The organism is Variovorax sp. GW821-FHT09A10, assembly GCF_059418385.1.
Genome location: NZ_JBWKPT010000001.1, coordinates 662,792 through 675,941, shown reverse-complemented (window position 1 = coordinate 675,941; position 13,150 = coordinate 662,792). Strand labels below are relative to the sequence as shown.

Annotated in this window: 9 protein-coding genes; all 9 read left to right on the top strand. The window is 68.8% G+C overall.

All coding sequences use genetic code 11. The annotated features are described in order from the left end of the window. The first annotated feature begins 108 nt into the window (after positions 1–108). The 9 genes from AC07Q9_RS03230 to AC07Q9_RS03190 all read left to right on the top strand — a co-directional run bounded on the left by AC07Q9_RS03230 (position 109) and on the right by AC07Q9_RS03190 (position 13,122). A complete protein-coding gene (locus AC07Q9_RS03230) occupies positions 109–1,362 on the top strand; it encodes an NRAMP family divalent metal transporter (RefSeq protein WP_495307338.1) in 1,254 nt (417 codons plus the stop codon). 141 nt (positions 1,363–1,503) lie between these two features. Further along, on the top strand, positions 1,504–2,301 hold the full coding sequence (locus tag AC07Q9_RS03225; RefSeq protein WP_495307337.1) for a TSUP family transporter: 798 nt from the start codon (positions 1,504–1,506) through the stop codon (positions 2,299–2,301). 186 nt (positions 2,302–2,487) lie between these two features. Continuing rightward, positions 2,488–4,101: a xanthine dehydrogenase small subunit gene (xdhA, locus tag AC07Q9_RS03220; protein ID WP_495307336.1), complete on the top strand. Its 1,614-nt coding sequence runs from the start codon at positions 2,488–2,490 to the stop codon at positions 4,099–4,101. Positions 4,102–4,103: 2 nt separating this feature from the next. Beyond that, positions 4,104–6,563 carry a xanthine dehydrogenase molybdopterin binding subunit gene (gene xdhB, locus AC07Q9_RS03215; RefSeq protein ID WP_495307335.1) on the top strand — a complete coding sequence of 820 codons (2,460 nt, stop codon included), beginning with the start codon at positions 4,104–4,106 and terminating at the stop codon, positions 6,561–6,563. Between the two features lie 94 nt (positions 6,564–6,657). Next, on the top strand, positions 6,658–7,653 hold the full coding sequence (locus AC07Q9_RS03210) for a LysR family transcriptional regulator (RefSeq protein ID WP_495301281.1): 996 nt from the start codon (positions 6,658–6,660) through the stop codon (positions 7,651–7,653). Between the two features lie 76 nt (positions 7,654–7,729). After that, entirely contained in the window at positions 7,730–9,127 is a 1,398-nt protein-coding gene (locus AC07Q9_RS03205; protein WP_099795716.1) for an NCS2 family permease, read from the top strand. Between the two features lie 373 nt (positions 9,128–9,500). Further along, positions 9,501–11,048, top strand: a complete 1,548-nt coding sequence (locus AC07Q9_RS03200; RefSeq protein ID WP_489061928.1) for an ABC transporter ATP-binding protein — start codon at positions 9,501–9,503, stop codon at positions 11,046–11,048. Further along, positions 11,035–12,198, top strand: coding sequence for an ABC transporter permease (locus tag AC07Q9_RS03195; RefSeq protein ID WP_495307334.1), 1,164 nt, complete (start codon positions 11,035–11,037; stop codon positions 12,196–12,198). Before AC07Q9_RS03200 ends, AC07Q9_RS03195 begins: the two co-directional genes overlap by 14 nt. Positions 12,199–12,201: 3 nt before the next feature. Then, positions 12,202–13,122 carry an ABC transporter permease gene (locus AC07Q9_RS03190; RefSeq protein ID WP_056574139.1) on the top strand — a complete coding sequence of 307 codons (921 nt, stop codon included), beginning with the start codon at positions 12,202–12,204 and terminating at the stop codon, positions 13,120–13,122. The last annotated feature ends 28 nt before the right edge of the window (positions 13,123–13,150 follow it).

Sequence of the window (13,150 nt, the reverse complement as noted above, 5' to 3'; positions counted from 1 at the left end):
TGCAACCATCGACGGGCTCATTGCCAGAGCGTTGGTTGACTGGCAGCGTGCCCCGGTGTCCTGTGCATGCGCCCCGAGCCGCAGCGCCCCCAAAGCCAGCAGAACCACATGAAGAAACGCATCCCCTCCTTCCTGCGCCACGTCGGCCCCGGCGTCGTCACCGGCGCGGCCGACGACGACCCGTCGGGCATCGCGACCTACACCCAGGCCGGGGCGCAGTTCGGCACCGGCCTGCTGTGGACCGTGTTCCTGTCGCTGCCGTTCATGGTGGCCATCCAGCTCGTGTCGGCCCGCATCGGCCGCGTCACCGGCAAGGGCGTCGCGGCCAACCTGCGCGAGCACATGCCGCGCGGCTTCCTCGTCACCCTGGTGGCGCTGCTCGTGGTGGCCAACACCATCAACATCGCGGCCGACATCGCCGCCATGGGCGAGGCCCTGCAGCTGGTGGTGGGCGGTGGCGCGCACTTCCATTCGCTGATCTTCGGCGTGGTCACCGTGCTGCTGCAGGTGTTCGTGCCGTACCGCAAGCTGGCCCACATCCTCAAGTGGCTCACGCTCACCCTGTTCGCCTACGTGGCGGCCGTGTTCGTGGTGCAGGTGGAGTGGGGGCGCGTGCTGCACGACCTCGTCGTGCCGAAACTGCAGTGGCGCGGCGACTACTGGATGATGCTCGTGGCGCTGCTGGGCACCACCATCTCGCCCTACCTGTTCTTCTGGCAGGCCTCGCAGGAAGTCGAGGAACGGCGCCTGAAGGGCGGGCGGCGCGGCACCGACAAGCAGGTGCGCCACGACCTGCGGCGCGTGCGCATCGACACCTGGATGGGCATGACCTTCTCCAACCTCATCGCGTTCTTCGTGATGGTGGTCGGCGCCGCCGTGCTGTACGCGGGCGGCGTGCACGACGTGACCTCCGCCGCGCAGGCCGCCGAGGCGCTGCGCCCGCTGGCCGGCGACTTCGCGTTCTGGCTGTTCGCCGGCGGCATCATCGCCACCGGGCTGCTGGCCGTGCCCGTGCTGGCCTCGTCGGCGGCCTACGCCGTGGCCGAGGCCTTCGGCTGGGAAGAGGGCCTGGAGCGGCACTGGCGCGAGGCCAAGGAGTTCTACGCCATCATCGCCGTGGCCACGCTGGTGGGCACGGGGCTCGACTTCACGCCCGTCGACCCCATGAAGGCGCTCTACTGGAGCGCGGTCATCAACGGCGTGGTGGCGGTGCCGATCATGGCGGCCATGATGGTCCTGGTGACCCGCGAGAAGGTGATGGGGGCGTTCACCTCCGGGCGGCGAATCCGCTGGCTCGGCTGGGGCGGCACCGCGCTGATGGGCTTCGCCGCGCTGATGATGGGCTGGGACATGGTGCACTGAGAAGGCGTGAACGCGCTCGCGGCGGGCGCGGTATTCTCGGGTGGCCGCCCCGCGGCGTTTCCGTTGCCCTGATTTCCCCCGCATGTCCGTTTCTTCCTTCCCCTCCCACGCCTTTTTCCACCGCCTCGCGCGCCGTCGCGCGTGCTGACGGCGTCCGCGGTGCAGGCGGTGCTTTCCGGCGCCGTCCCGGTCCTGATCTTCATGGCCTGCGTCGGGCTGGCCACCTACGCGCAGAACCTCACGGGCTTTGCGTTCAGCCTCATCCTGCTGGGCCTCGTGTCGGTGCTCGACATCGCCAGCGTGAACGACGCGGCCAATGCCGCGACCGTGCTGAGCCTCATCAACGCCTGGACCTACTTCCGCGCGCGCCCCGGCCCCGTGCCCTGGCAGCTGATGAAGCCCGCGCTCAACGGCAGCACCGTCGGCGTCATCGTCGGGCTCATGCTGCTCGTGTGGCTCAGCGGCAGCGCCGTGTCGTGGCTGCGGGGGCTGCTGGGCGTGTCGATCCTGGTCTGCGCCGTGCTGCTGTTGCTGCAGGGCAAACCGCTGCCGGCCGTGTCGGGCCGCACCAGCTTCGCCCTCATCGGCGGGCTCTCGGGCGTGCTGGGCGGGCTGTTCTCGGCCTCGGGCCCGCCCATCGTCTTCCACATGTACCGCCAGCCGCTGGACCGCGAACTGGTGCGCCGCGCGCTGCTGCTGATGTTCGCCTTCAACTCGCTCGTGCGGCTCGTCATCGTGGTGCCGACGGGCCACTTCTCGTGGCACTCGGCGCTGCTGGCCGGTTGCGCCATGCCCGTGGTCTACGCCGCGACGCGGCTGCACCATCGCCTGCCCAACAAGCTGCAGCCGCGCACCTTGCAATGGCTGGTCGCCGGGCTGCTGTTCGTGGCCGGCGTGACGCTGCTGGCCACCGCCTGGACCGCGATCGCACACGCCTGAAAGAAGGCCGGAAACCCCCGGTTTCCGGCGTGGCCCGGGAATTGCAGCGTCAATCCAAGGGTTTCCCCGGACGTGGCATACCGACCCTCACATACGCGTTATGGGCGTGCCCGTATGCAAGACCCCACGCAAGCCGCTAACGTCCATGACTGGCCCATGACGGGCCGCCCACGAGCCAGAAAAAGCATGAGCACCGAGAGCAGCAGTACACCGATTCAACCGATCCGCTTCTTCCATCGCGGAAAGATCGTCGACGTCAGCGGGGTCCATCCGACCCGCTCCGTGCTCGATTGGCTGCGCGAAGACGCGCGCTGCACCGGCACCAAGGAAGGCTGCAACGAAGGCGACTGCGGCGCCTGCACCGTCGTCATCGGCGAGCTGGCCACCGACGCCCACGCGCCCGGTGCGGTCGACGGCCTGCAGCTGCAGACCGTCAACGCCTGCATCCAGTTCCTGCCCACGCTGCACGGCAAGGCGCTGTTCACGGTCGAAGACCTCAAGGGCCAGTGCGCGTCGCAGTGCAAGCCCAAGGCCGATGCGCCGGCCAAGCACGCCGTTCACCCGCTGCACCCTGTGCAGCAGGCCATGGTCGACTGCCACGGCTCGCAGTGCGGTTTCTGCACGCCGGGCTTCGTGATGTCGCTGTGGGCCACCTACGAACACCACCAGGCCGAGGGCACGCAGCCCACGCGTCAGCAGCTGGCCGACGACCTGTCGGGCAACCTGTGCCGCTGCACCGGCTACCGCCCCATCCTCGACGCCGGCCAGCGCATGTTCGACCTGCCGGCCGTGCGCCTGGACACCGCCCCCGTGGTGGCCGCGCTCACCGCGCTGAAGAACGACGGCCTGGACTACGCGGCCCCGCTCGGCGCCCGCATCGACCACTTCCACGCCCCCAAGACCATCGCCCAGCTCGCCGCGCTGCGCGTGCAGAAGCCGCGCGCCCAGCTGCTGGCCGGCTCGACCGACGTCGGCCTGTGGGTCAACAAGCAGTTCCGCGACCTCGGCGACATCATCTATGTCGGCGACGTGGCCGAGATGAAGACCGTGGAAGAGCGCGCCGACGAGCTCTACATCGGCGCCGGCGCCTCGCTCGAAGCCGCTTTCGGCGCGCTGGTCGAGCGCGTGCCCAGCCTGGCCGACGTGTGGCTGCGCTTTGCCTCGCCGCCGATCCGCCACGCCGGCACCATGGGCGGCAACGTCGCCAACGGCTCGCCCATCGGCGACTCGCCGCCGGTGCTGATGTCGCTCGACGCACAGATCGAACTGCGTCGCGGTGATGTGGTTCGCCGCATGCCGCTGCCCGCGTTCTACCTCGACTACATGAAGAACGAGCTGCAGCCCGGCGAGTTCGTGCAGGGCCTGGCCGTGCCGCTGGCCGCCATGCGTCGTCAGGTGCGCGCCTACAAGATCAGCAAGCGCTTCGACTGCGACATCTCCGCGCTGTGCGCGGGCTTCGCCATCGAACTGGAAGCCGGCAGCGACACGGTGAAGGCTGTGCGCCTGGCCTTCGGCGGCATGGCCGCCACCGTCAAGCGCGCCGCCAACGCCGAAGCCGCGCTCGTGGGCAAGCCCTGGACGCAGGCCAGCGTGGCGACCGCCAAGCTGGCGCTGGCGCAGGATTTCAAGCCGCTCTCCGACATGCGGGCCTCGGCCGATTACCGCCTGCAGGTGGCGCAGAACCTGATCCAGCGCCTGTGGCTCGAAACCCGCACGCAGGACGCGCTGTCCCTCGAGGAAACCAGCGTCTGGAGCGTGATGCCTCATGTCGTTGCCAAGGTGGCGGCGGAAGGACTCTGACCATGAACAAACCCATCGACGCCCGCCTGCTGCAGCCCGCCGAGGCCTTTGCCGACTACCTGAAGAACACCGCCGCCCGCATTGACGTGGGCGCCGAAGCGCTGGCGCACGACCGCGGCATGCGCGTGGGCATCAGCCGCCCGCACGAGTCGGCGCACCTGCACGTGGCCGGCGAAGCCACCTACATCGACGACATTCCCGAACTCGCCGGCACGCTGCACTGCGCGCTGGGCCTGTCGCCGGTGGCCAACGGCCGCGTGACGGCGCTGTCGCTCGACGCCATCCGCGCCATGCCCGGCGTGGTCGCGGTGCTCACCGCCGACGACATCCCCGGCACCAACGACTGCGGTTCGATCATTCACGATGACCCGATCCTGCTGCCCGTGAACGATGGCGGCCAGATCCGCTACCTCGGCCAGCCCGTGTTCGCCGTGATCGCCGAAACCCGCGATGCCGCGCGCCGCGCCGCCGCCAAGGCCAAGGACGCGATCACCCTTGAGGCGCAGCCGCCCGTCATCACGCCGCAGGACGCGCATGCGCGCGGCCAGTACGTGGTGCCGCCGATGCACATCGTGCGCAGCGGCGGGGCCGCCAACGGAGGCGACGAAGCCGCCGTGCGCGCCGCCATCGCGAAGGCGCCGCACCGCCACCAGGCCACGCTCGACGTGGGCGGGCAGGAGCAGTTCTACCTCGAAGGCCAGATCAGCTACGCCATCCCGAAGGAGGGCGGCACGCTGCACATCCACTGCTCGACGCAGCACCCGAGCGAGATGCAGCACCTGGTGGCGCATGCGCTGCACCTGTCCTCGAACGAAGTGCATGTCGAATGCCGGCGCATGGGCGGTGGTTTCGGCGGCAAGGAATCGCAGTCGGCGATCTTTGCCTGCGTGGCGGCCATTGCGGCGCGCCAGCTGCAGCGCCCCGTGAAGCTGCGCCTGGACCGCGACGACGACTTCATGATCACCGGTCGTCGCCACTGCTTCTGGTACGAGTACGACGTGGGCTACGACGACGAGGGCCGCATCCTCGGCGCCGAGATCACCATGGTCTCGCGCGCCGGCCACTCGGCCGACCTGTCGGGCCCGGTGATGACGCGCGCGCTGTGCCACTTCGACAACGCCTACTGGCTGCCCAACGTGAGCATGCACGGCTTCTCGGGCAAGACCAACACGCAGAGCAACACGGCCTTCCGCGGCTTCGGCGGCCCGCAAGGCGCCATCGCCATCGAGAACATCATGGACTCGGTGGCGCGCGAACTGAAGCGCGACCCGCTCGACGTGCGGCGCGTCAACTTCTACGGCAAGGGCGAGAACAACGTCACGCCGTACCGCCAGACCGTGACCGACAACATCGTCCACGAACTCGTGGCCGAGCTCGAAGAAACCAGCGACTACCGCCTGCGCCGCGAAGAGATCGCCGCCTTCAACGCCAAGAGCCCGGTGCTCAAGCGCGGGCTGGCGCTGGCGCCGCTGAAGTTCGGCATCTCGTTCAACGTGAAGCACTTCAACCAGGCCGGCGCGCTGGTGCACGTGTACACCGACGGCTCGATCCTCGTGAACCACGGCGGCACCGAGATGGGCCAGGGCCTGAACACCAAGGTGGCGCAGGTGGTGGCGCACGAGCTGGGCGTGAGCTTCGAGCGCGTGCGCGTCACCGCGACCGACACGACCAAGGTGGCCAACACCTCGGCCACGGCCGCCTCGACCGGCGCCGACCTGAACGGCAAGGCCGCACAGGACGCCGCCCGCCAGATCCGCGAACGCCTGGCCGCCTGTGCCGCCGAGCGCCATGGCGGCAACGCCGCCGACGTGCGCTTTGCCAACGACCAGGTCGAGGTGAACGGCCGCACGCTGGCCTTCAGCACCGTGGTGGGCGAGGCCTACCTCGACCGCAAGCAGCTGTGGTCCGACGGCTTCTACGCCACGCCCGGCCTGAGCTGGGACAAGGACAAGATGCAGGGCCGCCCGTTCTACTACTACGCCTACGGCGCGGCGGTGAGCGAGGTGGTGGTGGACACGCTCACCGGCGAATGGAAGTTGCTGCGTGCCGACATCCTGCACGACGCGGGCAAGTCGCTGAACCCGGCCGTGGACATCGGCCAGGTCGAGGGCGCCTTCATCCAGGGCATGGGCTGGCTCACGACCGAAGAACTCGTGTGGCACCCGGCGAGCGGCAAGCTCACCACGCACGCGCCGAGCACCTACAAGATCCCGACGGCCAACGACTGCCCGCCGGTGTTCAACGTGCGCCTGTTCGAGGGCCAGAACTTCGAAGACTCCATTCACCGCAGCAAGGCCGTGGGCGAACCGCCGCTGTTGCTGCCGTTCTCTGTGTTCTTCGCGATCCGCGATGCCGTGTCGGCCGCGGGCGGGCACCGGGTCGATCCGCCGCTGAAGGCGCCGGCCACGAGCGAATCCATCCTCCGCGCCCTGACCGCGGTGCAGGCAGCCTCTGGCGAATGAGCACCGGCCGTGCTCGCACGGTCCGAGCGTCCTTCCGTTCTCCAAATGTTGCGCTGTATAACTGTTCGCACAGACAAGAAAGGTGTGAACAGCCATGAGAGACCAGGCGCTTTTCGACAAGATCGACCTTCATCTGATTCGGGTGCTTCACACCGTGTTGACCGACCGCAGCGTCTCGCGCGCCGCCATCCGCCTGGGCATGTACCAGCCGGCCGTCTCGGCCGCGCTGAAGCGCCTGCGCGAGCTGTCGGGCGACCCGCTCCTGGTGCGCTCGGGCTCGGGCATGGTGCCCACCGACGCGGGGCTGCGCATGATCGAGCCCGCGGCCAGCATTCTTCGGGCGGCCGAGATGCTGTTCTCGGATGCGCGCGGTTTCGAGCCGCAGTCGGCGGCCACCACCTTCCGCATCGCGGCCAGCGACTACATGGACCCGCTGTTCCTGCCGCTGCTGGTGGCGCAGGTCAAGCGCGAGGCGCCGCTGTGCCAGATCGAGATCCATGCGCTCTCGCCCGATTCGGACTACCACGGGCACCTGGCGCTCGGGCAGGTCGACCTGGTGATCGGCAACTGGCTCAAGCCGCCGGAAGACCTGCACATGGCGCGCCTGTTCGGCGACGAGGTGGTGTCGCTGGTCAACCAGGACCATCCGGCCGTGCGGCGCGGGTGGGACCTGGAAACCTGGCTGGCGGCCGAGCACATCGCGCCTACGCCCATGCACCCGGGCGGGCGCGGCATCATCGACCAGATGCTCGACGAGCTGGGCCGGCAGCGCAACATCACGGCGCGCTGCGCGCACTTCAGCCTCATCCCGGACATGGTGGCCTCGAGCCTGCTGGTGCTGACCACCGGGCGCCAGTACTGCGAGCGTTTTGCCGCACGGCTGCCCGTGAAGATCCTCGAGTGCCCGGCTGCCTTGCCGCGCCTCATGTACTACCAGCTCTGGCACGAACGCACGCATTCGTCGAGCTCCGCGCGCTGGCTGCGGGAATGCATCAAGGGCGTGGCGGCGTCGCTGCGGCCCGGCTTCGACGCCGCACCTGCCGCCACCGCCCGAGCCCTGCCGGCTGAGCCGCTTTCCGATCCTCCCTGAGCCCTCCGTCGCGCCGGCGTCGCGACCGAGGCAACGATGAACGAACCGCCACATACAACAGCTGGAGACAAGCGAAATGAACAGGTATGAAGAGGTGCCCAAGGCCACCACTCCCCGGGCCGCCGGGGCCACCGAGGCGGCGCCGTTGCGTGCGGCCACCGCACCGGCCAACGCCGGTCTGCTGGAACGCTTTTTCAAGCTGACCGAGCACAACACCACCGTGCGCACCGAAGTCATCGCAGGGCTGACGACCTTCCTGACGATGGCCTACATCATCTTCGTGAACCCGTCGATCCTCGGGGACGCGGGCATGCCCAAGGGCGCTGTCTTCGTCGCCACCTGCCTGATCGCAGCCATCGGCACGCTGATCATGGGCCTGTACGCCAACTACCCGATCGCCATGGCGCCGGGCATGGGCCTGAACGCCTACTTCGCCTACGTGGTCGTGCTCGGCATGGGCTACACGTGGCAGGTCGCGCTGGGCGCGGTGTTCATCTCCGGGTGCCTCTTCCTGATCGTGACGGTCACCGGGTTGCGGGAGCTGTTCATCGCGGGCATACCGCAGTCCTTGCGAACGGCGATCACCGTGGGCATCGGCATGTTCCTGGCGCTCATCGCGCTGAAGAGCGCGGGCATCGTCGCCGCCTCGCCGGCCACCTTCGTCACGCTGGGCGACCTGCACTCGGCGCCGGTGGTGCTGGCCACGCTGGGCTTTCTCGTCATCGTGGCGCTCGACCGATTGAAGGTGCGCGGGGCGATCCTGATCGGGATCATGCTGGTGACGGTGCTGTCGTTCTTCTTCGGCGGCAACAAGTTCCACGGCGTGTTCGACGCACCGCCGTCCATCGCACCGACCTTCATGCAACTGGACATCCTCGGGGCGCTCAAGGGCGGCATCCTGAACGTGGTGCTGGTGTTCTTCCTGGTCGAGATGTTCGACGCCACCGGCACGCTGATGGGCGTGGCCAAGCGCGCGGGCCTGCTGGTGCCGGGCAAGATGGAGCGCATGAACAAGGCGCTGCTGGCCGACAGCGGCGCGATCTTCGCGGGCTCGCTGCTGGGCACCTCGAGCACCACGGCCTACGTGGAAAGCGCGGCCGGCGTGCAAGCCGGTGGTCGCACCGGCCTCACGGCCGTGGTCGTGGCGCTGCTGTTCCTGGCCTGCCTGATGATCTCGCCGCTGGCGGGCTCGGTGCCGGCCTACGCCACCGCACCGGCGCTGCTCTTCGTGGGCTGCCTGATGCTGCGCGACCTGGTCGAGCTCGACTGGGAAGACACCACCGAGGTGATCCCGGCCGCCGTCACGGCGCTGGCCATGCCCTTCACCTACTCGATCGCCAACGGCCTGGCCTTCGGCTTCATCACCTATGCGGTGCTCAAGCTGTGCACCGGCCGGGCACGGGAAGTGCATGCGATGGTCTGGGTGATCGCGGCAATCTTCCTGTTCAAGTTCGCCTACATCGGCGGGCACTGAGAGGCTGAGTAGAGCGCCGTCGGGCGCCGATGGTCGCGGGGACGCCCGGGCCTGTAAACACTGTGTTTTGGTGCCGCGTTGGCCGGCAAAGGGGCTGGATGCAAGGCGCCCGCGCGCAGCAAGGCTTCTGCCTTGCAAGCGCGGGCAACGCCGCAGGCAGCCCCTTTGCCGGCCAACCCGGAGGGAAGGCCTGCCAGGGCGGGCCACTCGGCGTTGCGCTCCTTGCGTGTGCGCATGCACACGCGGCGTCGCGCGCCTTGATTGGCCCGCCCTGGCAGGCCTTCGCGGCACCAAAACACAGTGTTTACAGGCCCTAAACTTATAGCTGTCCCCGCTTGTTGATGTTGAACGAGACAAACCCACGAAACCCGGCATGACAACCCCCAGACTCCAGCTGGCGCACATCACCAAGCGGTACCCCGCGGTGGTGGCCAACAGCGACATCTCCCTGGCCGTGCAGCCCGGCGAAATCCATGCCGTGCTCGGAGAGAACGGCGCGGGCAAATCGACCCTGATGAAGATCATCTACGGCTCGGTCAAGCCCGACGAAGGCACCGTCACCTTCGACGGCCAGGCGGTGAACCTGCGCAATCCGCAGCAGGCGCGCGCGCTGGGCATCAGCATGGTGTTCCAGCACTTCAGCCTGTTCGACACGCTCACCGTGGCCGAGAACGTCTGGCTGGGCCTGGACAAGTCGCTCGCGCTGGCCGAAGTGGCCCGCAGCATCACGGCCAAGGCCAGCGAGTACGGCCTGGACATCGACCCCGCGCGCCCCGTGCACACGCTGTCGGTGGGCGAGATGCAGCGGGTGGAGATCATCCGCGCGCTGCTCACCAACCCCAAGCTGCTGATCCTGGACGAGCCGACCTCGGTGCTCACGCCGCAGGCCGTCATCCGCCTGTTCGGCGTGCTGAACAAGCTGGCCTCGGAAGGCTGCAGCATCCTGTACATCAGCCACAAGCTGCACGAGATCCAGGAGCTGTGCACCGCCTGCACCGTGCTGCGCGGCGGCAAGGTCACAGGTGTGTGCAACCCGCGCAACGAGAGCACCGAATCGCTCTCGCGCCTGATGATCGGCAGCGAGCCGCCGCCGCTGCAGCACCGCCCGCTGCATGCCGGCGCGGTGGCGCTGCGCGTGCAGGGCCTGAAGCTGGCGCGCGAGGACCAGTTCGGCGTCGACCTGGACGGCATCTCGTTCGACGTGCGTGCGGGCGAGGTCGTCGGCATCGCCGGCGTCTCGGGCAACGGCCAGAAGGAACTGCTGTACACGCTCTCGGGCGAGGACGTGCGCGCCGAGCCCGCCATGGTGCGCGTGTTCGACCAGCCGGCCGGCCGGCTGCGCCCGCGTGCGCGGCGCGCGCTGGGCCTGCATTTCGTGCCCGAGGAACGGCTGGGGCGCGGCGCCGTGCCCACGCTGGGCCTGGCGCACAACCTGCTGCTCACGCGCAGCAACGCGGTGGGCAAGGGCGGCTGGATCCGCACCGCCGAGCTCGACAAGCAGGCGCGTTCCATCATCGATCGCTTCAAGGTGAAGGCCGGCGGCCCGGGCGCGGCGGCGCGCTCGCTCTCGGGCGGCAACCTGCAGAAATTCATCGTCGGCCGCGAGATCGACGCCAACCCCAAGCTCTTCATCGTCTCGCAGCCGACCTGGGGCGTGGACGTGGGCGCAGCGGCGCTCATCCATGCCGAGATCCTCGCGCTGCGCGATGCCGGCTGCGCCGTGCTCGTGATCAGCGAGGAGCTGGACGAGCTGTTCAACATCTGCGACCGGCTGCACGTGATCGCCAAGGGGCGGCTGTCGCCCTCGATCGACCGCGCGGCGGCCACGCTGCCGCAGATCGGCGAGTGGATGAGCGGCCTGTGGCCGCAGGCGCAGCCCCACCAGAACAACAAGAAGGAGGGCGCGCATGCTCAAGCTTGAACCCCGCCCGGAGCTGTCGCGCTTCTGGAGCTATGGCTCGCCGATCCTGGCGCTGCTGATCACCGTGCTCATCGGCGTGGCGCTGTTCGCCGCGCTGGGCAAGGACCCGGTCAAGGGCCTGCAGGTGTTCTTCTACGAGCCGATCAAGAGCGGCTACGCCATCGGCGAGCTGATGGTGAAGGCCACGCCGCTGCTCATCATTGCGCTCGGCCTGGCCGTGTGCTTTCGCTCCAACGTCTGGAACATCGGCGCCGAAGGGCAGTTCGTCTGCGGCGCCATCGCCGCGGGCGGCGTGGCGCTGCTGGCCGACAAGAGCACCGGCAGCTGGATCGTCGTGGCCATTTTGCTGGCGGGCATCCTGGGCGGCATGGTGTGGGCGGGCATCGTCGCGTTCCTGCGCGACAAGTTCAACGCCAACGAAATCCTCGTGAGCCTGATGCTGGTCTACGTGGCCACGCTGATGCTGAGCTACCTGGTCTTCGGCCCCTGGAAAGACCCGCAGGGCTACAACTTCCCGCAGACCAAGACCTTCGAGGCGGTGACGCAGATCCCGCGGCTCATGAAGGGTTCGCGCGTGTCGATCGGGCTGATCATCGCGCTGGTCGGCGCGGGCGCGCTGTGGGTGTTCCTGTTCCGCACGCGCGCGGGCTTCGCGCAGCAGGTCGGCGGGCTGGCGCCCGCGGCGGCGCGCTATGCGGGTTTTTCGGCACGCCGCGCCGTGTGGATTGCGCTGCTCACCTCGGGTGGCGCGGCCGGCCTGGCGGGCGCGCTCGAAGTGGCGGGCCCCATCGGCCAGCTCACGCCGTACGTGCCCGCGGGCTACGGCTTCGCGGCCATCATCGTGGCCTTCGTCGGGCGGCTGCATCCGGTGGGCATGATCTTCTCGGCGATCCTGATGAGCATGTTCTACATCGGCGGCGAACTCGCGCAGTCGCGCCTGGGCCTGCCCAAGTCGCTCACCGGCGTGTTCCAGGGCCTGCTGCTGTTCACGCTCCTGGCCTGCGACACGCTCATCGCCTACCGCATCCGCCGCAAGGCCGGCGCCAAGGCCGCGACGCTGACCACGACTTCGCTGCAGGTCAGCACGCCGATCACCGCGCCGACCGCGCCCGTTGCGCCGACCGCGCGTGCCACCGAAGGGGGTCTCTGAACCATGGAAAGCTACGCACTCCTGCTGGGCTCGACCCTGAGCGCGGGCACCGTGCTCGCCATCGCGGCGCTGGGCCTGTTGATCAACGAGAAGGCCGGCATCGTCAACCTCGGCGCCGAGGGCATGATGCTGTGCGCCGCCATCGCGGGCTTCGCGACGGTGGTCATCACGCACAACCCCTGGCTCGGCTTCCTGGCCGGCATGGCGGCGGGTGCGCTGCTCGCGGCGTTCTTCGGCGTGCTCGTGATCTGGCTCAACACCAACCAGTACGCGACGGGGCTGGCGCTGAGCCTGTTCGGCGTCGGCTTCTCGGCCTTCGCGGGCATCAGCTTCGTGCAGGCCAAGCTGCCCGAGAGCACGCCCTTCGCCATTCCCGTGCTGGCCGACATTCCGCTGGCCGGCCCGGCGCTGTTCCGTCACCACCCGATGGTGTACGTGGCCGTGCTGCTGACCATCGGGCTCATCTGGTTTTTGTACCGCACCCGCGCCGGCCTCGTGCTGCGCTCGGTGGGCGAGTCGCCCGAGTCGGCGCATGCGCTGGGCTACCCCGTGCGGCGCATCCGCTTCCTGGCGGTGATCGCGGGCGGTGCGCTGTGCGGCCTGGCGGGCGCGTACCTGTCGACCGTGTACACGCCGCTGTGGGTCGAGGGCATGGTCGCCGGCCGCGGCTGGATCGCGCTGGCGCTGACCACCTTCGCCACCTGGCGCCCGATCCGCGTGCTGCTCGGCGCCTACCTGTTCGGCGGCGTCTCGATGCTCGGTTTCCACCTGCAAAGCAGCGGCGTCGACGTGCCCTCGCAGTTCCTCAGCATGGCCCAGTACATCGCGCCGATCGTGGTGCTGGCGCTGATCTCGCGCAACCCCGCCTTCATCCGCATCAACATGCCGGCCTCGATGGGGAAACCGTTCTACCCCGGCTCATAATCGCGTTCTCGTTTTTTTGCCAACCCGT